The sequence below is a fragment of the Frankia alni ACN14a genome, from assembly GCF_000058485.1.
GTDB lineage: Bacteria > Actinomycetota > Actinomycetes > Frankiales > Frankiaceae > Frankia > Frankia alni.
The window spans coordinates 6,784,538-6,806,313 of the sequence record NC_008278.1; the positions used below are offsets into that span (position 1 = coordinate 6,784,538).

Annotated in this window: 15 protein-coding genes; 4 read left to right on the plus strand and 11 right to left on the minus strand. The window is 73.7% G+C overall.

Translation table 11 applies throughout. From position 1 onward, the window contains the following. Positions 1-4: 4 nt before the first annotated feature. Entirely contained in the window at positions 5-688 is a 684-nt protein-coding gene (locus FRAAL_RS27270) for an O-methyltransferase (RefSeq protein WP_011607297.1), read from the plus strand. A 270-nt stretch (positions 689-958) separates the two neighbouring features. Here FRAAL_RS27270 and FRAAL_RS27275 read toward each other — a convergent pair whose 3' ends face one another. From FRAAL_RS27275 to FRAAL_RS27315, 8 genes are all read right to left on the minus strand, one after another. Further along, the gene (locus FRAAL_RS27275; RefSeq protein WP_011607298.1) at positions 959-2,530 is read right to left on the minus strand and encodes a Wzz/FepE/Etk N-terminal domain-containing protein; all 1,572 of its coding nucleotides are present in this window, start codon (positions 2,528-2,530) and stop codon (positions 959-961) included. A 234-nt stretch (positions 2,531-2,764) separates the two neighbouring features. Next, positions 2,765-5,224, minus strand: coding sequence for a hypothetical protein (locus tag FRAAL_RS27280; protein WP_231861375.1), 2,460 nt, complete (start codon positions 5,222-5,224; stop codon positions 2,765-2,767). A gap of 1,786 nt (positions 5,225-7,010) precedes the next feature. Then, positions 7,011-8,330 (minus strand): class I SAM-dependent methyltransferase, encoded by a 1,320-nt coding sequence (locus FRAAL_RS27290; protein ID WP_011607303.1) that lies wholly within the window; start codon positions 8,328-8,330, stop codon positions 7,011-7,013. Positions 8,331-8,482: 152 nt separating this feature from the next. After that, positions 8,483-9,040 carry a dTDP-4-dehydrorhamnose 3,5-epimerase family protein gene (locus tag FRAAL_RS27295; protein WP_041939856.1) on the minus strand — a complete coding sequence of 186 codons (558 nt, stop codon included), beginning with the start codon at positions 9,038-9,040 and terminating at the stop codon, positions 8,483-8,485. Further along, entirely contained in the window at positions 9,037-10,065 is a 1,029-nt protein-coding gene (locus FRAAL_RS27300; RefSeq protein WP_041939857.1) for an NAD-dependent epimerase/dehydratase family protein, read from the minus strand. Before FRAAL_RS27300 ends, FRAAL_RS27295 begins: the two co-directional genes overlap by 4 nt. A 598-nt stretch (positions 10,066-10,663) precedes the next feature. Further along, positions 10,664-11,332 (minus strand): serine O-acetyltransferase, encoded by a 669-nt coding sequence (locus FRAAL_RS27305; RefSeq protein WP_157892238.1) that lies wholly within the window; start codon positions 11,330-11,332, stop codon positions 10,664-10,666. Then, a complete protein-coding gene (locus FRAAL_RS27310; protein ID WP_041939858.1) occupies positions 11,322-11,558 on the minus strand; it encodes an acyl carrier protein in 237 nt (78 codons plus the stop codon). The genes FRAAL_RS27305 and FRAAL_RS27310 overlap by 11 nt, the downstream gene beginning before the upstream one ends. Further along, complete coding sequence (locus tag FRAAL_RS27315; RefSeq protein ID WP_011607309.1) at positions 11,558-13,735, minus strand: HAD-IIIC family phosphatase; 2,178 nt, start codon at positions 13,733-13,735, stop codon at positions 11,558-11,560. Before FRAAL_RS27315 ends, FRAAL_RS27310 begins: the two co-directional genes overlap by 1 nt. Positions 13,736-14,297: 562 nt before the next feature. On the opposite strand from FRAAL_RS27315, the gene FRAAL_RS27320 reads away from it, so the two are divergent. Both FRAAL_RS27320 and tyrS read left to right on the plus strand, forming a co-directional pair. Next, positions 14,298-16,013 carry a S8 family serine peptidase gene (locus FRAAL_RS27320; RefSeq protein WP_231861376.1) on the plus strand — a complete coding sequence of 572 codons (1,716 nt, stop codon included), beginning with the start codon at positions 14,298-14,300 and terminating at the stop codon, positions 16,011-16,013. Positions 16,014-16,022: 9 nt separating this feature from the next. Continuing rightward, positions 16,023-17,312: a tyrosine--tRNA ligase gene (gene tyrS, locus FRAAL_RS27325; protein ID WP_011607311.1), complete on the plus strand. Its 1,290-nt coding sequence runs from the start codon at positions 16,023-16,025 to the stop codon at positions 17,310-17,312. A gap of 58 nt (positions 17,313-17,370) precedes the next feature. On the opposite strand, the gene FRAAL_RS27330 is transcribed toward tyrS, so the two are convergent. Next, complete coding sequence (locus FRAAL_RS27330; protein WP_011607312.1) at positions 17,371-18,282, minus strand: glycosyltransferase; 912 nt, start codon at positions 18,280-18,282, stop codon at positions 17,371-17,373. Between the two features lie 85 nt (positions 18,283-18,367). After that, on the minus strand, positions 18,368-19,615 hold the full coding sequence (locus tag FRAAL_RS27335; protein ID WP_011607313.1) for a glycosyltransferase family 2 protein: 1,248 nt from the start codon (positions 19,613-19,615) through the stop codon (positions 18,368-18,370). A 295-nt stretch (positions 19,616-19,910) separates the two neighbouring features. On the opposite strand from FRAAL_RS27335, the gene FRAAL_RS27340 reads away from it, so the two are divergent. Beyond that, complete coding sequence (locus FRAAL_RS27340; RefSeq protein WP_041939859.1) at positions 19,911-21,125, plus strand: glycosyltransferase; 1,215 nt, start codon at positions 19,911-19,913, stop codon at positions 21,123-21,125. A gap of 45 nt (positions 21,126-21,170) precedes the next feature. Here FRAAL_RS27340 and pth read toward each other — a convergent pair whose 3' ends face one another. Continuing rightward, a complete protein-coding gene (pth, locus tag FRAAL_RS27345) occupies positions 21,171-21,764 on the minus strand; it encodes an aminoacyl-tRNA hydrolase (protein WP_011607316.1) in 594 nt (197 codons plus the stop codon). Between the last annotated feature and the right edge of the window lie 12 nt (positions 21,765-21,776).

A 21,776-nucleotide genomic window follows, 5' to 3' on the forward strand; every position in this document is an offset into this window, starting at 1 on the left:
ACCGGTGGACGACGACCTGATACAGGGCTGGCGAGCCGTCGACGACTATCTCGTCGACACCCTCGTCGACGAGGACGACACGCTGCGGCAGGCGCGGGCCGCGAGCCACGCGGCCGGGCTGCCGCCGATCGAGGTCGCGGCGAACCAGGGTGCGTTCCTGGCCCTGCTCGTCCGCCTCGTCTCCGGCCGGCGGGTGCTGGAGGTGGGCACCCTCGGCGGGTACTCGACGATCTGGCTCGGGCGGGCCGTCGGGCCGACCGGCCGGGTGGTCACCCTGGAGGTCGATCCCCATCACGCCGAGGTGGCCCGGGCCAACCTGGAGCGTGCCGGCCTCGGCGCCGTCGCCCAGGTCGTGCTCGGCCCCGCCGTCGACTCGCTCGACGCGCTGATCGCGGCCCGGCCCGAGCCGTTCGACCTCGTGTTCATCGACGCGGACAAGCAGAACAACGCGCGGTACCTCGCCGCCGCGCTGCGCCTGACCCGACCCGGCAGCGCGATCGTGATCGACAACGTGGTGCGCCGCGGGGCTGTCGTCGACCCTGCCCACACGGACCCCGACGTTCTGGGGACCAGGGCCGTCCTGGGCCTCGTGCGGGCGGAGCCGCGGCTGACGGCGACCGCGCTGCAGACCGTGGGCAGCAAGGGCTGGGACGGTTTCGTCCTCGCGCTGGTCGGTCAGCCCCGCTGACCTGACAGGAACTCGCGGCCGGCCCCTCGGCCGCGCCGCACCTGCGCGGCTGCCGCGCCGCGAGGGGCGGGCCCCTGGTACGACCTGTACGGTCCAGGCCTCGAAACCGTACCGAAAGCACCGCACAACCGGCGCGGCCCCGCTCCTGGCGAGGAGCGGGGCCGTTGCTGTCGGTCTGCCAGCGCCGCCGGGCGAGCCGTCCTGCGGAGCTGGCCGCCGGGCGGGGCTGCGCGAGGCTGCCCGGGGCTGCTTAGTGCTGTGCGGGGCGGGTTACCGGGCGGGGCGGGCGTAGCGGTCGGTGACCTCGGGGTCCATGCCGCCGCGCTTGCTCGGCGGGCCTTCGCCGCCCACCGGCGAGTTCGACGTGATCGTGTCGACCGAGGAGCGACGCTCCGGGACGGCGCTGCCGGTCGCCCGGCGGATGCCGGTCCGGCCGTCGTGGACGACGCCCACGACGCGCTCGGCCAGCGCCGGCCAGTCCCGCGGCACCTGCTCGAGCTCCTTGAGGTGCGTCTCGGTGGACGTGATGACGACGACCGCGTCGGCCTGGATCGCCGACGCCGCGGTCATCGGCAGCTCGGCCAGCGCCGAGGTGACCAGGATGACCAGGTCGACGACGGGCGCGCGGTCGGCGAGGATCGGCGCGAGGCCGCCGGGGCGCGCGGCCCGGGCCGGCGAGACCCGGTTGTAGAGGATGTGACCGCGGCCGGTGCCGGACGAGCGCGCCAGGCAGGTGGGCTCGTGGGCCCAGCGCGGCAGCTCCCCGGAGGTCGCCCGGGGCAGGCCCTCCAGCGACGCCCGCACCTCCGACGACGGGGAGGTGTCGAGGATCAGCACGACGCCCTGGTCGTCCGACCAGGCGGCGGCGACGGAGGAGACGAGGTCGGCGGCGAGGTCTCCGCGCGACGCCGGGGTGAACGCGACCACCTTGCTGGTCGGCGACATCACCGCCGACATCGCCGAGACGAGCGTCTCGGCCGCGCTCGCGGTCGTGCGCCCCGGCTCCAGCGCCGCGATCAGCGGGACGCCCAGGGTGTCCGACGGGTTGTGCGGGTCGAGGATGGTCGGCCGCCGCTGGTACATGATCCAGATGGCGGCGATGGAGCCGAGCAGGCCCACGATCGCCGCGACGAGGACGTTGCGCAGCAGGTTGGGACCGCCCTGCCCGTCGGCGACCGGCGGCTCGGCCAGCTTCACCGCGGAGCTGCCCACCGCCGCGGCGGTGCGGGCGTCGGCGATCTTCTGGTTCAGCTGGGAGATCTGGTTACTACGCACGGTGACATCGTTTGCTGCTGCGGCATCCGCGCCCTGGTTGGCCGTGGTCCCCTCGTTGACCAGCTGATCACGAAGCTTGATCAGCGCGTTCACCGAAGCTTCGCTGTTGGCGCCGTAGCTCGTCAGCAGCGTGCTGTAGGCCGTCTCGGCGGACTTGACCAGGGAGTTCGCCGCCTCCTGCGACGGCCCCTTGCCCTTGATGACGAAGAAGTAGCCCGCGTCCGACGGGGAGGTGCTCAGCCGGCTCGACACGTCCGACTCGGACAGCTTGAGGTCCTTCGCGATCACCGCGACCGCCGCCGAGGACTGGGCGAACTGCGCCTGGGTCTGGACGAACCGGGTGGCGTCGACCGAGTTGGCGCCCAGCGTGTCCGAGGTGGTGGAGAGGAACACCCGCGCGCTGGACGAGTAGGTGGCCGACTGCGCCTTGGAGTAGATCGCCGCCAGCGCCGCGAAGATCACGACCACGATCGCGATGATCAGCAGGCGCGGCTGGATGATGCGGAACAACGAGGGAGCGGACGGGGCCCGGCTGGTCTCGCCACCCGCCTGTGCGTTGCGGCTCATGACGCGCCCGCCTCGGACTCAGGACGGGCGGACCGGGCCCGCACGCGGATCGGAGGGTCGGCGAGCTGACGCATCGACACCTCCAGCAGGACGTGAAGCGGACTCAAAGTGGCCCCCCACAGGAGCATCCGGCCCGATTGCCGGACCACGGTCTAGATCTGACGAACCGATTTGTGAGCATAGCCGATAGCGGATAGTAAACGGTCATAGCTATGACTGGCGCCGCGATGGCGTTCAGGTGTCGCCTCTGCCACGCCGCGGGCCGGTTCCGCGACGATGACCGTCGCGCTGACCTCCCCGGGCGAGACCCCTACCGTCCACATCATCCACCGACCCGATACCTCGCTCGGAATCACCCGACTTCCCCCGCGGGGATGGACGGTCACGATCCGTGCGGACCTGCCGCGGTCGCGGAGGCTCCCGCCGCAACTCTTCCGGGACGTCAGATTTCCGAACTTTTGTCGAGCTATTTCCGTCCCGTCGTTTTGTGCTGGACCTATCACGCCGCGCCGAACCTTCGGTCAACTGCCACCCGCCGGTCATTTCCGCCTCGTCGAACCCGCCGACGGGCGGGCGACTCGCGGCCTGTCGCCGTCCCCCGGAAGAACGATGATCCGACCGTGATCGTCCCCGTTCGGGCGACCAGCCGCCCGCGAGGCCGGCATCGGCGCCGCCACGCGGCGTCCCTGCCGGCACCGGCTCGGCCAACGCCCGCGCGGGCGGCCTCGCGCCACGGTCCGACCACCCTGCGCGGCCGTCACGCCCCTCGCCCGGACGGGGCCGTCGCGACGTGCGCCCACGGGCGCCACCACCGCCGGATTCACCGGTAAGCGGACGCGCCGGATCGACGGCGTCTCCCGACTCCCCCCGCGCCGCGCGCAGCGCCGCCTGCTCGGCGTCGTGTTCGCGACCGAGCCGACGGAGCAGAACGAACCACACCGGAGCGATGGCCCAGAAAGCAATGTTGAATCCGATCACCGCGCCGCGGGCCTCGCCGAGAACCGCCCCGAGGATGGGGAATCCGAGCAGCATCGGGGCGAAGGCCGCGTTCAGCCTGAAGGTGATCTTGGTCTTACCGAGCGCATAGACCATGCAGGCCGGTCCCACCGGGACCGCCGCCGCAAGATAGTGCAGGATCGACAGGCCCAGGATGTCCTTCGTCCCGTCCCAGGTGTCGCCCAGCAGGGCCTGGCCATAGCGCTCCGGCAGGAAGTAGAAGATCAGGCTCCAGGCGGCGCCGATCGCGAGGACCAGCCCGGACAGCGCGTACGCCGCCCGCTCCCGGGCGTGCACGTTCATCGAGGTCCGCTTGGAGAACTCGGGGAGCGCGAAGCTGACCACCCCGACCCCGACCACGGTGGTCGGGCCGAGCAGCGTCCGCGCCCCCTGCAGCGCACCGATCGTCGACAGCGACCCGACCGCCCCGATCGCCAGCATCGACGTCTGCAGGGCGCCCTGGACCGTGACGAACTCCGCCGCCAGATAGGTCGAGTCCGTCCTGTTCTCCGCCAGCCAGCTCCTGGTCGCCCCGGGCGACGGCCAGAAGCCGGCCTGGGCGATGCCGATGAGGGCGGCGACCAGGGCCGAGGCTCCCCAGGCCAGCACCAGCGGAGACGACTCGGTCACCCCGCGGTGGACGAGCAGCCAGATCCCGAGCATCTGGACGCCGGCCCACACGAGGTCGTTGAGGAACGCGCCGAACGGCCGGCCCATGGCGAAGAAGACGTACCGCCACGCATCCTGCAGGAGCAGGCCGGGCAGCACGAAGCCCATCGCCGTCAGCGACGATCCGACGGGCCCGCCGACGGCAAGACCGACGCCGACGAACCCGACGCCGATCCCGATACCGAAGACGAACGACGAGCCGGTCGTGGCCGAGGCGGCCGTCCTGAACGACGACGGCGTCGCGCCCGAGTAGTGCATGCTCAGCGGCATGCAGGTCGCGCCGCGACACAACCCGATCACAATGGCGAACAGCGTGTAGGCGATCCCGAACGCGCCATACTCGACATCGCTGACCTGGCGCGCGATGAGGAACGAGATCGCGGCGTTCGTCGCGCTGGAGATGGCCTGGTCAGCGAGGGTCCAGATCGCTTTGGAGCGGGTGCTGGGGCCGCCCTCGCCGGCGCCGGGCCCTCGCTCGACAGCGTCGAGCTCATCGAGATCATCGAGATCATCGAGATCGACGCGGTCGACGCGGTCGACGCGGCGGCCACGGTCGACGCGGCGGCGGCCACGGTCGTCGACCACTCCGCTGCCGTCGGCCCGGCGCCGCGCCGCGCCGCGCGCCCCCGCGCCACGCCGATCGATGAGTCCGGTGGCCGGATCGTCGGCGAGGCCCTCGTGGGCCGCGCCCGTGTCCGACGGATCGGACCGGACGCCGGGGCGCGGCCGGCCGGGCAACGACCCCCGGGCGACCACCTGGGTGGACTCCACGTCCGCCGGGGCGGCTCGGCGGCGGCGCCGGTGCGAACGGGGCGCGGGATCCTCGACCCGAGCGATGACCTCGGTCTGTTCGATGCGGAGGCGGTGCTGCAGGGCGCTCAGGTCGATCGTCGAGGTGATCGTGTGCGGCAGCGGGCTACCGCCCGGCAACCGGCGCAGCCCCGGCAGCGCCGAGGTCTCCGGCGCGCTCGGCCCCGCACCCGCACCGCCCCGGGCGTCTGCCGGCCCCGGCTGGGACCCCGTCCCCAAGCCTGCAGCCGCGGCTGGAGCCGGGACTGAGCCGGGAACCGGAGCCGAGCCGGGAACCGGAGCTGAACCCAGAGCCGGGGCCGGGCCTGGGCCTGCGGCTACGACGGGGCTTGGGTCTGGGGCCGGATAGGTGGGTCCGAACCCGGGCAGGCTGCCGCCCGCCTCGGGACCGCCGGCCTCGGCGGTCCGGCTGGAAGCTCGCGGCGCCGTGCTGACCGCGATCCAGCCCAGACCGGCGGATTCCGCGGGGGTTCGAGCTACCAGTGCAGGCCGCGCCCCAGGTCGAGGATCCGAATCCGACGACGGCCCGGCAGAACCCGACGACCCGGCAGAACCCGACGGCGCACGGCCTTCCCCTGACCCGCGCGGACCCGAAGGAGAGCCGGGCGCCGACGACCCGGCGGAGGCCGGCGGGACGGAGCGCACGCCGGGTTCCACGGTGATCGCGCAGGGCGCCCGCCCCGTGGGCGGACCATCGGGTGGCCCTGGGGGGCCTAGCGGATTCTGGCCTGGCCGATTCTGGTCCGGTCCGGTCTGGCCTGGCGGATTCTGGCCCGGTCCGGTCTGGCCCGGCCGGGTCTGGCCCGGCCGGGTCTGGCCCGGCCGGGGCTGGGCCGCACCCCAGCTCGGCGGAGTCTCGCGCGGCGGAAACTGGTCCCGCGTCGGGACCGGCGGAAACGGCCCAGGCCTGACGTGGCCCGATCTGGCCTGGCTTGCCGGGGCGTGACCCGAGGAGGTCTGCCCTCCTGGCGCCTGGCCCGGCGGGTAGCCGGCCGGCGGCGACGTCGGGACGCGGCCCGCCGTGGGGATCCGTCCCCGCCGAGCTCCGTCCGGCGGCGACGGCCGACCAGCGGAGGTGCCCGATCCCGCAGGGCCGCCGTTCGGCGACGCCGGTGGCCGGTGGTCCGTGGCAGGGGGCCCGGCCGCCGGGTGGCCGGCGGGCGGCGTCCGACGGGCGGCGGGCGGCGGCGTGGGAGCCCGGTCAGGGGGCCCGGCGCCGGACGTCGGGGCCGGCGGGGTCCGACGGGGGCCGGACGGGCCGCCGCGCAGTTGTCCCCCCGTGGGCTGCTGCCCCTGACCAGACGGTGGGGGCCACGTTCCGGACCCGGTGAACTGGCGTTGCGGCGACGCGAGCGGCTGGCCCGGCCAGGCCGGTGCGCCGGGCGCCGGCTCGGGCGTACCCGGGTGCCCCGGGGGCCGGTGGGGCTGACCCCACGGTCCTGCGCCGGGGCGGTCGGGTTGTCGCCCGCCCGGGGCCGGTCCCGTTCGGTCGTGGGGCGGGCCCGCGGGGCCCGCCCCGGAGCGCCCCTCCGGTCCGGTTCCCCGGCCGGGGCGGGAACCCCGGGAATCCGCACCCGCAGGGTGAGCGGGTAGCGCAGGGTGAGCCGGGGGGACAGGGTGAACCGGGGGGACAGGGTGAACCGAGGGGACAGGGTGAGCCGGCGGCGCCGGGGGCGGCGCGGGCGCGGCCCAGCTCTGCGGCGGGATCGCCGAGGACACCTCGAAGCCCACGAACGCCGGATCGTGCGCACGCGCGGGGCCGCGCTGGCCGCCGGCAGCCGGCGATCCGTCCGCCGCCGACGCGCCCGGCCGGGGGGCGTGCGGGGTCCGCTCGACGGAGTGCGGGTCCTCGGGCGGCGGATCGCCGGGCCAGCCCGAGGCCCGTACGTCCGGATCGATGTCCGTCATGCTCGCTCTCCCGACCGACGACGCCGGCCCGGCGCCCGCGACCCGGATGGCCGCGGGCGGAGATGACGACGACCCCATACCACGATGCAGGACTCGCCTACAGCACGACCGGCCGGGGTACCGGCACGATGAAGGAACCGCCGCGCTCGGCGTACTCCGCCTGCTGGGCGATGATCTCCTTCTTCACGTTCCAGGCCAGGAGCAGCAGGTAGTCGGGCTGGCGCTCCAGCAGGACGGCGGGGTCGAGGATCGGCAGCCGCGCCCCCGGGATGTACTTGCCCTGCTTGTGGACGTTGCGGTCGACCACGAAGTCGAGGAGGTCCGTGGTGATGCCACTGGAGTTCAGCAGCGTCGCGCCCTTGGCCGCGGCGCCGTAGGCGGCGACCGTCTTCCCCTCGGCCCGCAGCGACCGCAGCAGCGCGACCAGCTCCTCCTGCACCGTGCGCACGTCGTCGCCGAAGGTGGCGTACCGCGCGAACGTGTCGAGGCCCGCGGCCCGCTCGGCGCCGAGCACGGCGGCGACCGACTCCGTCGGCTCGGCGGCCGCGGCGTGCTGCATGCTCCAGCGCAGCGTCCCACCGTGCAGTTCGGGGAACTCCTGGACGCCGACGAGCGCGAGGCCGTGGCGGCGCATGAGGGCGTCCACCGCGATGGTGGAGAAGTAGCAGAAGTGCTCGTGGTAGACCGTGTCGAACTCGGTGTGCGCCAGCAGGGCGCCGACGCCGGGGTTCTCGACGTCGACGAGCCCGCCGTCGGCGAGCAGGATCGAGAAGCCCTCGACGAAGCTGTTGAGGTCGGGGACGTGGGCCATCACGTTGTTCGCGATGATCACATCGGCCCGCAGGCCCTCCGCGACGAGCTGGCGGGCCAGCTCCGCGCCGAAGAACTCCTCGCGGGTCGGCACGCCGGCCTCGCGGGCGGCGGCGGCCGGACCCGGCGTCGGCTCGATGCCGAGCACCGGGATGCCCCGCTCGACGAACGCCTTGAGCAGGTAGCCGTCATTGCTCGCGACCTCGACGACCAGGCTGTCCGGGCCGAGGTTGCGACTGGCGATCAGGTCGATGACGTGCTTCTCGGCGTGCCGGACGAGCATGTCCGAGAACGACGAGAAGTACGGGTAGTCCTCGTCGAAGATCTCCGACGCGGGCAGCTCGTGGGTGAGCTGGACCAGCGCGCAGGACTCGCAGAAGCCGACCTCGAGTGGGAACGACGGGTCGGTGGCGTCGAGGGCGTCGGCGCGCACCAGCCGGTTCGCGATGGGCGTCGACCCCAGGGAGAGGAACAGCCGCGGGGCGGCCCCGCCACAGGACCGGCACGCGGTGACCGGCGTGGCGATGCCGCCGGAGGCGGCCGGCGACTGGTTCGCGTCGGCCGCGACGGTTCCGCTACCGCCCTGGGCCGGGTTTCCGGATGACATGCGCTCCCCTTGGTGAGATGTCGGCATCGATCTGCCCGCGTCGGTGCTGGTGCACGACCCGACGGGCCGGACGCGGGGGTACCGGCCGGCCCAGCGGGCCGAGCGGCGTTGAGTTTCGCAGGCCCGGGGAGTGATCAGACAACGGGGGGCGGTTACGACGACAACGGAGTCAGACCGCCGACGCCGGTGAGCAGCGGCCAGGCCCGGTCCTTGTCGGAGATCACGGACACCGGCAGCGGCCAGGCGATGCCCAGGCGCGGGTCGTCGAAGCGGAGCCCGCGGTCGTGCCCCGGGGTGAAGGGGACGTTCATCTGGTACGTCGCCTCGGTGGCGTCGGCCAGCGTCTGGTAGCCGTGCGCGAGCCCCGCGTCGATGAACAACGCCCGGTGGTTGTCGGCGGACAGCTCGACCGCGACGTGGCTCAGGTACGTCGGCGAGTCGGGCCGGGGGTCGACGACGACGTCGAGCAGCGCGCCGCGGGTGCAGCGGACCAGCTTGGTCTCGCGCACCGGTTCGCCGGCCCAGTGCATCCCGCGGATCGTGCCGGCCGCGGCGTTGAAGGCCACGCTGCACTGGGCCACCTCGACGGCGAGCCCCGCCGCCGCGAACTCCTCGGCGCAGAACGTCCGGGCGAACAGGCCCCGGGCGTCGGTGAACGCCTCGACGTCGACGATCCACACCCCGGCGATCGACGTCGGGGTGACGATCACGGATGCGCCCAGAACAGGTCGGCGTCGAGCTGCCCGGTACCGATCAGGTACTGGAGCTGCTTGAGCCGGGTGTGCCCGCGGCCGGTGAAGGTCTCCGCGTCGAGCTGGATGCGGCTGAACACCTCGTGGAGCTGCTCGGCGCCGCGCAGGGCGTTCCAGTCGCAGGAGAACCCGGGCAGGGTGTTCGCGATCTTGTCGAAGGACACCCGGTAGCTGCGGTTGTCGCCGCCGTTGTCGCCGAAGCTCAGCTTGCATCCCGTGAAGACGCTGGCGACCGCGTCGGCGATCTCCTTGACCTGGTAGTTCTGCTCGCTGTCGCCCACGTTGAAGATCTGGTTGTGGACGACGTCGCGCGGCGCGGCCAGCGCGAGACGGATCGCCTTCGCGATGTCGAGGCCGTGGACCAGCGGGCGCCAGGGGGTGCCGTCCGAGGTCATCGCGATCTCACCGGTCGTCCAGGCGACGCCGGCGAGGTTGTTCAGCACGATGTCGAACCGCTGCCGCGGCGAGGCACCGTAGGCGGTGGCGTTGCGCAGAAAGGTCGGCGAGAAGGAGTCGTCGGCCAGCGGGGCGACGTCGCGCTCCACGTAGACCTTGCACTCGGCGTACGGGGTCTGCGGGTTGACCGGCGAGGTCTCCGTGACGTCCTCGCCGGTCGCCACGCCGTAGACACTGCACGAGGACATGTAGACGAACCGCTCGACGCCGGCCTGCTTGGCGAGGTTCGCCAGCCGCACCGAGCCGAGGTGGTTGACCTTGTACGTGACGTCCGGCGCGAGAGCGCCCAGCGGGTCGTTGGACAGTTCGGCCATGTGCACCACGGCGTCGACGCCGGCGAGGTCCTCGACGGTGAGGTGGCGCAGGTCCTTGTCGAGGGTCAGCGGGGTCCGGTCCGTCCCGCGGTACAGCCAGCCGTACTTGTAGTAACCGGTGTCCACGCCGATGACCTCGTGGCCATCGCGCATCAGCTCGGGCGCGAGCAGGCACCCCAGGTACCCCTCCGTGCCCGTCACGAGCACCTTCATCCGCGAGTCCTCTCCCATTCGGCCGCGGGGTGGCCCGATCGGGCCAGACGGTCCGGCCTCAAACCGTACCGACCCGGTGCGGGCTCGCGTCCCGCGACCCGACCGCCGACCTCCCGCGCCAGCCCTCGTCCCACGAGCCCGGCCCGCCCGGCCACCGACCGCGCAGGACCTCGTCATCCACCGTCACCGAGGACTGACGGGGGAAGGCCCCGACGGGTCGTCTGCGGTCAGGTCGACCGTCGCCCGCCCGCCCGCTCAGCCGAGGCGTGGCCGACCGCGGTGCGCTCTGCACGGTCTGGACTCGCAAACCGTGCGCTTCGCACCGCAACTCTCACAGCACGCGACTGGCCGTGAGCGGGCCTGCCGATCAGCCACGGGAGTACTCCGGCGTGATCGGGGCTATCCGGGGACTCGCCCCTCGGATCGCTCTGCGTAACCGGCCCGCGATCCGTCCGTCAACCCAGCCCCCGCGGTCCCGCTACCTGATCGTGATGTCCGCGGAACCGCACCACGCACGACCGCAACCACCGACCGGTGATCCAGATGTTCCGCGGAACCACGCCGTTGGGCCGAGCGGCATCTCACCGGGGTGCGGTGATCAGGGGGTGGGGGGCTTCATGACGCGGGCGGGGGCGGCGAAGACGGTGGAACCGGCAGGCACGTCGGTCATCACGATCGAGCCGGGGCCGATGCGGGCGTCGTCGCCGATGGTGATCGCGCCGAGGAGGTGGACGCCGGGGGCGAGCTCGACTCGGGCACCGATCCTGGGCACGTCCCGTGGCGACGCCGAGCCGCCGGCGTAGCCGATGGTCAGGTTGTGCCGCAGCGTGCAGTCGTCGCCGATCTCGCAGAACGGCGGGATCAGGATCGTCTGGTGATGGCCGATGTGGACCCGCCGGCCGAGCCGGGCCATCTCGGAGAGCTCGACCCCGTAGAGGTTGCGGATGACGAGGTTGTTGAGCACCTTGTAGACCACCGTGAGCGCGGCGCGCAGCGGCTGGCGCCGGGTGCGCCGCCACTGCCCGAGGCGGTAGACGGCGAGCACGTGCAGGCCCGGGTGGGCGAACGAACCGTAGTGCCGCCGGAGGTCCTCCCGCAGGATCTCCCGCAGGCCCAGCTCGGACGCCTCCCGGCGGTCGGTCTCGGCATCACCGCCCGGGGTTCCCGGGGCGGGGCCGTGGGCGGTGGAGCCGTTGGGCGTGGGCGGGGGGCTCCCGGGTTCGCGGGGGGCCGTTCCGTTGCGGGCCGCGCCGGCCTCAGTGGACACCGCTGAGCTCCTCGATGTGCTCGCGCATGTCACCGACGGTGGCGAAGCTGGCGAGCCGGTCGTCGGCGATCTGGATCGAGAACTCCCGCTCGACGGCGTAGATCAGGTTGATGTGCGCGAGCGAGTCCCAGCCGGGGACGTCGTCGGCGGTCATCGTGTCGGAAACGATGAGGTCGTCGTCGCTGAAGATCTCCCGGAAGATCTGCTGGAGTCGGTCCTGCACCATCACCTTTGCACCCTTTCCCTTTCCATCCTGCGGTCCTGCGGCCGCGTCTGGGCGAACACGTGGGGAGGCAGCGAGGCGGGCGGCACACCCGGGACGCCCGCACCCGGGACGCCCGCACCCGGGACGCCCGGTGCACCCGCCTGGTCGGCACCGTCCGGATCGACGCCGGTCGCCGCCACGACGACGCGCATCAGGGCGGGTGGCGCGTACGGCGCGTCCGCGGCCCGGGACCAGTGGGTCGCGCCCGGCGCGGACGGATCGCCCGCTCCGTCCGGCCCGTCCACCCGGGTGAAGCCGAGGCGTTCGTAGAGGCCGGCGACGAGGGCGTTCTTCGCCGACGGCCGGTGCTCGCCGACGACCCGGGCGAGCCCGCGCCGGCGCGCCTCGGCGAGGATCAGCCCGGCGACCTCGTCCTCGAGGGTCCGGCCGATCACCCGGCAGCTCATCAGCCAGGTGTCGACGGTCAACGCGTCCCCCGCCTCGACCGCGATGACCACGGCGACGAGGCCGTGGTCGGCGAACCGGTCGGCGAGGCGGACACAGAGCACGGCCGTGCCGGGGTCGGCGGCCAGCCGGGCGATCTCGTCGGCGCTGCGGCGGCGCCCGGTCAGGTTGAACTGGTTGGTCTTGCCGACGAGCTGGGCGACCCGAGGCAGGGTCAGCTCGTCGAGCCCGACGACGGTGGCCGTCATGTCCAGCCCGCGGTGGAACTCCGCCAGCGAGCCGGCGGCGGCCTCGGCGGCGGCGAGTTCGGCCCGGGCCCGGTAGGTCGCCGTCCGCGCGGTGTCCTCCGCCGTGAGCGCCGCCGTCTCGAAGAACGGGTAGTCGGCCAGCGCCCGGACGTAGCCGTGCGGGTCAGCGGGCAGCGCGAGGACGTCGACCTCGCCGACGAGCTGGCGCACCGCCTCGCGCTCGGCCGGGTTGTCGTCGACGAAGACGAGGGCGTCGAGGCCGAGGCCGAGAGTGGCGGCGATTCGGCGAAGCTGGGTCGGCTTGTCGTCCCAGCAGGCGCTGAACATCGCGATGTCGGCGAGGCGCAGCCGCATGCCGGGGTGGCGCTCGAACGCCTCCCGCGCGTCGGCGTCGTTGTTCTTGGAGCAGACGGCGAGCACGACGCCGCGGTCCTTCAGCTCGACGACGTAGTCCTGGAAGGCCGCGAAGGCCTCGCCGACAGGGCCGTCGCCCAGCGCGATGCCCGCGAGCCCCTCCTCTCCCAGCACGCCGCCCCACAGGGTGTTGTCGAGGTCGAGGACCAGGCACTTGCGGCTGACCCCGAGCTGCGCGCCGATCACCGCCGCGGTGTGCCGGGCGAGCAGCGGCACCTGCGCGAGCGACACCGCCTGCTTGGAGCGGTGCCAGTAGCGCGCGTCGAACCAGGCCCGCTTGCCCACATCGGCGGCGAGGCGCTCGCAGTCGACCAGGCCGATCCCGTCTCCGGCGGCCCGGCCGAGCTCGGCGTTGACCCGGGCGAGCAGGGTCGGGCGGGCGCCGCCGGTACGCAGCGCCAGGTGCCCGAGGGCGACCTCGCCGGGTATGGCGAAGGTGTGCTGGACGACCCGGGCGCCGCAGCGTGCGCGGATCGTCTCCCACAGCGCCGTCCAGCGGCGCACCTCGGTCGCGACCGCGGCGTCCGCCGGATCGACAGTCCCCGGCACATCGCCGGATGCCGGCATCTCCCCGAAGGTCGGCAGCGCCGCCTCGCCGGCGTGCACGGCGAGCACGACCACGTCCGGCGCGAAGCTGTACAGCCCGCTGGCGGGGTCGAGGATCTCCTGGCGGTACTGCCCGTAGCCGCACTCGTAGGTCTCGATGGCAACGCCCGCCCGCGCGGCCGCGAGCGGCAGCAGCGCCGCGAACTGGGACGTCGTGTAGCTGCCGAGGACGGCGACCCGGGCCGAGCGCGGCAGCGGCGCGACGGAGGGCAGGCAGCGGCGCAGCACGCCGGCCGCCGCCGACCAGGCGCCGAGGTCGGCGTCGGTGTCGGTGAGCGCCAGCGCCCAGCGCACCGCCCCGTCCGGGTCCCCGGCGCGCTCGTGCGCGACGGCGAGGTCGCGGCACAGCGCGGCGGTCGGGATCTCGCTTGCGGCGGCGAGCGCGGTCAGCTCGGCGATGCGTCCGTCGCGCGGCGCCGGCCGGTCCGGCCCGACCTCCGCGCCGGTGTCCCCTCTTTCGGTCATCCCTGTGGCCCCTCTCGTGGTGGCCCGTCACGGCCACCGCATCCGGCCACCCAAACTCTACCCTCACGTGAGAGTTGGTTCGAACGGAACGGTGGGGTCGGGCGGCGGTGATATCCGCCGGATATCCACGGCGGTCGCGGCCGCGGCGACAACCGGAACACCACGGATGTTCCACCCGAAATCCGGCATCCTCGGCGGCTTGGGGCGGTCCACCGGAGGCGGACGTAACCGCGCCGAGCCGCCGCGACGGGACGGCCGAGGCGGCCAATCCGAAATCGTAATCGCCACAACACAGATTGTGGTATCCGTTCCGCCGCAACGGCGCCGCCCCTCCGCGTCCGGCTCCCCGGCGCGCCTCGGGCCGATCCCGAGACGCGCCGACGTTTGCGCCGCACCAGGTCAACTGGGGTGTATCTGTTTACTTTCCGACAACGGCGCGGATAGGGCCGGCACTATGGAAAACTGCCTCACACGGCGATGCCGATCGCGCCTTTCCACCCCGGCCGCCCGTGATCCCCCTCAACGCGCCGAGTGGCACGTCCCGGGAGGCAGGACCCCCCTCATGCAGCACCGCGCCATGACCCGCGGTCCCGATGGGACGGAGCCCCGCGGTCCCGATGGGACGGAGCCCCGCGGTCCCGGCGGGACGGCCGCGCCGCGCCGCGCCCGCCGGGCGGTGCCGGTCGTCCCGGGCCTGCCCTGCGTACCGGGCCTGCCGGCCGTCCTGGCGCTACTGACCCTGGCCGTCCTTGGTGGGCCGCTGCTCGCCGCGCCCGCCGTCGCCGACCCGGCCGCCGCGGGCCCGGGTGTCGTCCTTCCCGCCCCCGTCGCCCCCGCACAGGGCTCGCAGTGGTACCACGCGGTGCTCGGGCTCGCCCAGGCGCAGCAGGTCAGCGAGGGCGCGGGGGCGGTGGTCGCGGTCATCGACGGCGGGGTGGATGCCGGCCACCCGAAGCTGCAGGGCCAGGTCCTGCCCGGCGCCGGCGTCGGGCCGGGGGCGGCTCCCGACGGGTGGCGTGACGACGACCCCGACGGCCACGGCACCGCCATGGCGGGCCTGATCGCGGGGCGCAACGACAACGGCCGGCCCGAGGTGCGCGGCATCGCCCCGGCCGCCCGGATCCTGCCCGTCTCGACCGGGGCCGAGGCGGACTCGGCGGAGGTCGCCCACGGCATCCACCGGGCCGTCGACCTGGGTGCGGACGTCATCAACCTCTCCCTCGGCTCGGCCGGGGCCGCGACCGGCGACGAGCGGGAGGCGGTGGCCTACGCCTTCGCCCACGACGTGGTCGTGGTCGCCTCCGCCGGCAACGTCGAGACCGGTGACAGTGAGATCAACTCGCCGGCGAACATCCCCGGCGTCGTCGCCGTGACCGGATCGACCGCGCGGGGCGACTTCTGGCGCGGCTCGTCGCGCGGAGCGCGGGCCGTCATCGCCGCCCCGGCCCCGGGCATCCGGGCGCCGGTGCCGACGAGGGTGTCCCCGGACGGCCTGGACACCGGCGCCGGCACCTCGAACTCGGCCGCGATCGTCTCGGGCGTGGTCGCGCTCATCCGATCGGCCTGGCCCGACCTGGACGCACCCAACGTCATCGAGCGGCTCATCTACACCGCGCGTGACGCCGGGCCGCCGGGCCGCGACGTCGAGTTCGGCTTCGGCATCGTCGACCCCGCCGCGGCGCTGACCCGACCGGTACCGGCCGTCGCCGCCAACCCCCTGCTGGCCACCCCGACCCGTTGGGGCACGGCCGGCCAGCCACCCGCCGGCGCGGACCCCGCCGGGGCCGGGTCGGGCTCCGGCAGCCCCGGCGGCACCACCGGAGACGGCGGTTCCGTCGGCTCCGGCGGGGCCGGCCGCGCGGACGGCTCCGGGGCCGGTTCGCACGGCGGCGGTGATCTCGGCTCGTCGGCCGCCGCGGTGCCGCCGACGGGGGCCGATGGGCGGGCGGAACCAGCGGACGGCGCCGCCACGCCGCCGGGCCTGACCGCCGGCGCCCCCACCGATCCCGCGGACGGCCGCGAGCGCGGGGCGGCCGCGGGTGGCGGGTCGGCCGCGGGTGGCGGGTCGGGCCAGGACCGAGCCGGCGGCTCGCTGGCAGCGGCCGGCGGATCCGGCGGGTCCGGCGGCCCGGGTGGCCGATCCGGCCTCCTCGCCGCGCTGGTGTGGGTCGGCGGGCTGGCCCTGGCCGTCTGGCTGGGCGGCCTGCTCGGTGTGAGTGCGCATCTGCTGTCCGCCCGGCGGGCCACGACGCACGGGGGCCCACGCGGCCACTCCTAACATGGCCACATGACACACGCGCTCCTGGACGAGCTGTCCTGGCGTGGACTCATCCACGACAGCACCGATCCCGCCGAACTACGGGACCACCTCGACAGCGGCGGGCGGCGTTGCTACATCGGTTTCGACCCGACCGCCCCGTCGCTGACCATCGGCAATCTGCTGCCGATCACGCTGCTGATCCGGGCCGCGCGGGCCGGGCTCGGCGCCGTCACCCTGTTCGGTGGCGGCACCGGGCTGATCGGCGACCCGTCCGGCAAGTCCGCCGAGCGCAGCCTGCTCACCGTCGAGGACGTGCGGGCCAACGTGGCCCGCCACCGCGAGATCATGGAGACGATCTTCGGGCGGGCGCTTGCCGCCGAGGAGATCCCCGCCTTCGTCGACAACGGCGACTGGCTGGGCGGGCTCGGCATGATCGAGTTCCTGCGGGACGTCGGCAAGCACTTCCCCGTCACCGAGATGATCCGGCGGGACTCGGTTCGCCGCCGCCTCGACGACCCCGACGTCGGCCTGACCTACACCGAGTTCAGCTACTCGCTGCTACAGGCGTACGACTTCCGCCGGCTGTGCGAGGACCACGGCGTCACGCTCCAGATGGGGGCGTCGGACCAGTGGGGCAACATCGTCGCCGGGATCGACTATGTGCGCCGGGTGCTGCGCACGCAGGTGCACGGGTTGACCTGCCCGCTGCTGCTGCGCGCGGACGGCACGAAGTTCGGCAAGTCGGAGAAGGGCGCGGTGTGGCTGACGGCCGACCGCACCTCGCCGTACACGCTGTACCAGTTCCTGATCAACCTGTCCGACGACGAGGCGCGGCGGTTCGCCCTGTTCTTCTCGCTCACCGACCGCGAGCCGCTGGAGCGGCTGTTCGCCGAGCACGCCGAGGCGCCCGGTCGCCGCGCGCTGCAGCGCCATCTCGCCCGGGAGATGACGGCCCTCATGCACGGCCAGCCCGCCGTCGACGCCGCGGAGGCCGCGTCCGCGGCGCTGTTCAGCGGCGACGTGAAGGCGATCGGGGCGGACCTGATCTCCGACGTCTTCGCCGACGTGCCGACGGTCACCGAGCCGCTGGCCCGGCTCGCGGCCGACGGCGGCTGGCCCGTCGTCGACCTCCTGCTCGCCACCGGCCTGGCCAGCAGCCGCCGCGACGCCCGCGAGCACCTCGGCAACCGCGCGGTGCTCGTCAACGGCGACCGAATCGACGCCGAGGCGACCGTGACCGAGAAGGACCTGCTGCACGGTTCCGTCATCCTCGTCCGCCGCGGCCGCCGCGAGTGGCGGGTCGCCCGCTTCACCTGAGCGCCCGCCCCGCCCGGCCCCAGCCACGCCGGGCGGGGCCCCAGGAGGCGGGCGGCCCTCAGGGGGCGGGTGGACCGACGAGCAGCCCCTTGATGTAGGCGGCGTGCTCGTCGGCCACCGCCTTCCTGCCACGGGCCCGGGAGAGCACCGTGCGCCCGGCGTACCCGGCCACGAGCATCGAGCGCATCACGTTCACCCGGGCCGGGGCGTTGTGTTTGCGCAGGTAGCGGACCATGGACGCGCCGCGCATCTGGAGCATCCAGGTCTTGCCCGCGCCGCTGCCGCCGGCGCCGTGGGGGACCAGCAGATCGGTGTGCAGCTTCTGGCGCAGGCCGGCCTCGCGGATCGCCCGGCCGAGCGCCATGTCCTCGTTGTAGACGAAGAACGTCTCGTCGAAGCCGCCCAGGTCGAGGAACGCGGCGCGGCGCACGGCCATGCAGGCGCCGGTCAGCCACTCGGGGTTCATCGGCCGACCGGGGGTCGGGCGCGCGAACAGCGCCGAGGTCGGTGCCACCTTGTGCGCGCCGAGGACATGCAGCAGCACCCGCCGCGGCGTCGGCTCCCACCCGCCGTTGCCCAGCTCGGGCCTGTCGTCGTGGCCCTTCATCGTCGCGGCGCTGGTGACCAGCTCCGGATCGGCGATGAGGTCGTCGACGAGCACGTCGATGACGTCGACGGTGGGCCGGCTGTCCGGGTTGCCGAGGACGATGTAGTCGTACCTGGACGAGCGGATGCCCATGTTCGCGGCCTTCGCGAAGCCCTTGCCGCCGCCGGAGTCGAGGTAGCGGCTGTTCGGCCGCTCCGCGAGCAGCTCGTCGACCCGGTCGGCACCCTTCGCGTTGTCGATGACCACCACCGGCATGTCCAGCGGCAGCGTCGCGAACAGCTCCTCGAGCTGCTCCCGGCTGTGGTAGCTGACCAGCACGAGCTCGTACTGCCACGTGGACCGCTTGGGTTGCTCGACCGACACGGCGGCACGCTCCTCACTGCGTGTGTTCACGCGAACTTCCGATGCACCGTACGGCGCGGCTGCCGAGGGTGCTGCCATCCTCGACTCAGCCGCCGGCCGAGGTCAGCGCGCTGGACGAGCTGGAAGGGCTGGACGAGCCGCCCGGGCTCGCCGGGTCGGCGCCGGACGGCACACCGGCACCGGCACCGGACGCCGCGGCGACCGGCTGGCGATCCGGCTTCGGCCACACGGCCGGACGGTCCCGGGCGGCGAAGCGGCGCACGCCGCCGAGCGCGACGGCCTGCAGGAAGAAGACCTGCGCGACCAGCCGGCTGGGCCCCGGCGGCGTCCGCCCGGTCATCAGGGCGCCCGCGCTCGCGGCGCCGGCGGCGTTGCCGGCCAGGAACACCCGGGCGGCCCAGCTGTGCCGGGCGGCCGGGACGGCCAGGCCGACGAGGACGACGTGGGCCATCGGCCCGAACGACGAGCGGACCAGGCGGTGCCCCCACAGCTGCGGGGTGACCGGCAGCGCTCCCGGCACCAGCGCCGCCCGGCGGCGCCAGAGCATGTCCAGGTTGCCGGCGACGATCCGGGTCCGCCGCTCCCACTCACCGCTGTAGTCGGGGGCCGCCGACTCGATCGAGTACGCCTCGGGCTCGTAGACGACCCGCAGTCCGCCCTCGAGGATGTCGAGGGCCAGCCAGGCGTCGTCGACCGCGGTGTCGGCGGGCAGCGGCCGGAACGCCTGGCGGCGGAAGGCCAGCATCTCGCCGACGACGCCGATCGTCGCCCCGGTCGCCGACTCGCAGCGCTTCAGCCACGACTCGAACTTCCAGTAGAAACCCTGGGCGCCGTCGGGGTCGTCGACCTGCTTCTCCCCCGCGACCGCGCCGACGGTCTCGTCGGTGAAGTGGCGGGCGGCGGCACGCAGCGCGCCGGGGGCGAGCACCGCGTTCGCGTCGGTGAGCACGACGATCTCGTGGGAGGCGGCGGCGACGCCGCGGTTGACCGCGCGGGCCTTGCCCAGCCGCTCCCCCGAGGACAGCACCCGCACGCCGGGCCGGCGCGAGGCCTCCGCGGTCTCCGGGTCGTCCGCGACGACGATGACCTCCATCGGCCCGGGATAGTCCGTGCCGGCAAGTTCATCAAGTTTCGTGCCGATAACCGCGGATTCCCGGTACGCGGAGACGACGACGCTCAGGCCCGGCCAGATCTCAGGTTCCGGCGGTGTCGTCGGTTCCAGGCCACGGCTGCGCAGTCCGATATAAACCGGATACAGAACGTGACCGTAAACAGTTACGGCTCCGAGCGCCGCGACGGCGGCTCCTCGACCGATGGTCCGGACACCTGTCATGACAGTAACCGTAGCGTTCCGCCGGAACGCCACGGCGAACGGCTCCTGGCCCGTCGGGTCACGCGATTGACCCCATGACGCTGCGCGGCCGTGATGCACGGCCCGACCTGCGCGGCAGTCCGGTGCGCCCCGCGGCCCCGCGGCCGCGCGAGGAGGGCCACGGGAAACCGTCCGGTCTATTCATCGCACTACCTGACGCCATCGTGACCACCCGGCCACGCGACGCATTCCTCGGCCGGGTGACCGGGCCGACCCTCCCCCATGCGGGTGAACCCGGGTCGTTACAGTGGGACCGGTGAGCGACTCCACGCGCTGGATCGTCGTTGTCGAGGAACCGTTTCTCCCGGCGGACGCCGGCGGCCGGGTGGAGACATTCAGCTTCCTCACCGCGGCCTCCGCGGCCGGTATTCGGATGCAGATCCTGGTCCCCTCGCGGGAGGATCTGGACATCGCCGCCTACGAGGAGGCGGTTCCCGGTTCGGCGGTCATCCGGCTGCCCCGGGACGACAGTCCGCGCGCCCACCTGACGCCGAGGCCCTTCATGCACGCCTCGCGGCCGGTCGGGCCGCTGCGCCGGGCGTTGGAGTCCACGCCCCCCCGCGCCGACGCCGTGATCAGCTACAGCTGCCGGTCCTCGCATCTCGGCGAGGAGATCGCCCGGATCTGGAAGCTGCCGCACCTGGTGCGCGCGCACAACGTCGACTCGGAGTTCTTCCGGGTGCTCGCACGCAGCAGCTCCGGCCCGCGGGCCGTGGCCTACGAGCTCGAGTACCACAAGCTGCGCCTGGCCGAACTCGCGATGCACCATTCCCCCCTGGTCACCTGCATCGCCGACATCTCGCTGGAAGACCACGAGTGGCGGCGCACCCGGGCGAGCGTGCCCACGTTCCACCTGCCGCCGTTCCTGCCTGTGGGGGCGCTGCGGGCGAGCGCGTCCTCGTCGGGCGAGCTGTCCGCGGCGGCCGGCGCGGTCGTGGCCGGCAACCAGCGGCTGATCTTCGTCGGTTCGCTGGACACCCCGACGAACATCGAGGCGCTGCGCTGGTTCCTCGGGGGATGCTGGCCGATGATCCGGGTTCACCACCCGAAGGCCACCTTCCAGGTGGTGGGGCGGCGCCCGGAGGACGGCCTGGCCGCGTGGCTCGCCGGCTTCGAGGGCGTCGAGCTGCACACCGACGTGCCGAGCGTCGCCGGCTACCTCACCGCGGCGACACTGTCGGTCAACCCGATGCGCTCCGGCTCCGGCGTGAACATCAAGGCCATTGAGGCGATGGCGACCGCCACCCCGGTGGTGAGCACCCCGACCGGCAGTCGTGGGTTGGACTGGGCCCCCGGCACCGACCTGCTGGTCGCCGAGGAGCCGGGCGCCTTCGCCGCCGCCGCGTGCGAGCTGCTGGACAACCCGGTGCGGGCGGCCGAGATCGGGCTCGCCGGCCGGGCGTTCGTCCGCCGGGAGCTCGACCACGCGGCGCTGATCGGTCGCATCCAGGAGCACCTGACGCCGTCCTGACCGCCGGGCCGGGGGCGGTCAGAGCGAGCAGAGCCGGGGGCGCGGTCAGAGCAGGGCGTGGTAGCGGTTCTGCGTGGGCTCCAGGCCGTCCGTGATGAGCATCTCGACCGAGTCGGCGGAGTGCTCCAGCAGCAGCGGCAGCTCGCGCCGCTCCGCGGCGGCGAAGTCCCGCAGGACGTAGTCGGCCGGGTCCATCCGGCCGGGCGGGCGACCGATGCCGACTCGGACCCGAAGGTAGTCGCGGGTGCCGAGGGCGGAGGAGATCGATCGCAGCCCGTTGTGGCCGTTGTCCCCGCCGCCGCGCTTGAGCCGGACGCTCCCGAACGGGATGTCCAGCTCGTCATGCACGACGATGACCCGGGCCGGATCGATCTTGTAGAAGGTGCGCACCGCCGAGACGGGCCCACCGGAGAGATTCATGAAGGACAGCGGGCGGGCCAGGATCGCCCGCGTGCCGGCGAGGCGAACCTCGGCGACATCCGCCCGGGACCGGTGCGACTTCAGCCGTGACCCGGCCCGCTCGGCGAGCAGGTCGACGACCATGAATCCGGCGTTGTGACGGTTGCCGGCGTAGCCCGGACCCGGATTGCCCAGTCCGACGACGAGCCACGGCCCGTCGTCGGTCGGCACGTTCGTCATCGACAGCTCATC

Bases quoted from the DNA above. Each gene is read 5' to 3' on its own strand.
- FRAAL_RS27275 (WP_011607298.1), bottom strand. From the start codon at position 2,530: ATGAGCCGCAACGCACAGGCGGGTGGCGAGACCAGCCGGGCCCCGTCC.
- FRAAL_RS27290 (WP_011607303.1), bottom strand. From the start codon at position 8,330: ATGTCATCCGGAAACCCGGCCCAGGGCGGTAGCGGAACCGTCGCGGCC.
- FRAAL_RS27300 (WP_041939857.1), bottom strand. From the start codon at position 10,065: ATGAAGGTGCTCGTGACGGGCACGGAGGGGTACCTGGGGTGCCTGCTC.
- FRAAL_RS27310 (WP_041939858.1), bottom strand. From the start codon at position 11,558: ATGGTGCAGGACCGACTCCAGCAGATCTTCCGGGAGATCTTCAGCGAC.
- FRAAL_RS27315 (WP_011607309.1), bottom strand. From the start codon at position 13,735: ATGACCGAAAGAGGGGACACCGGCGCGGAGGTCGGGCCGGACCGGCCG.
- FRAAL_RS27320 (WP_231861376.1), top strand. From the start codon at position 14,298: ATGCAGCACCGCGCCATGACCCGCGGTCCCGATGGGACGGAGCCCCGC.
- tyrS (WP_011607311.1), top strand. From the start codon at position 16,023: ATGACACACGCGCTCCTGGACGAGCTGTCCTGGCGTGGACTCATCCAC.
- FRAAL_RS27335 (WP_011607313.1), bottom strand. From the start codon at position 19,615: ATGACAGGTGTCCGGACCATCGGTCGAGGAGCCGCCGTCGCGGCGCTC.
- pth (WP_011607316.1), bottom strand. From the start codon at position 21,764: ATGACGAACGTGCCGACCGACGACGGGCCGTGGCTCGTCGTCGGACTG.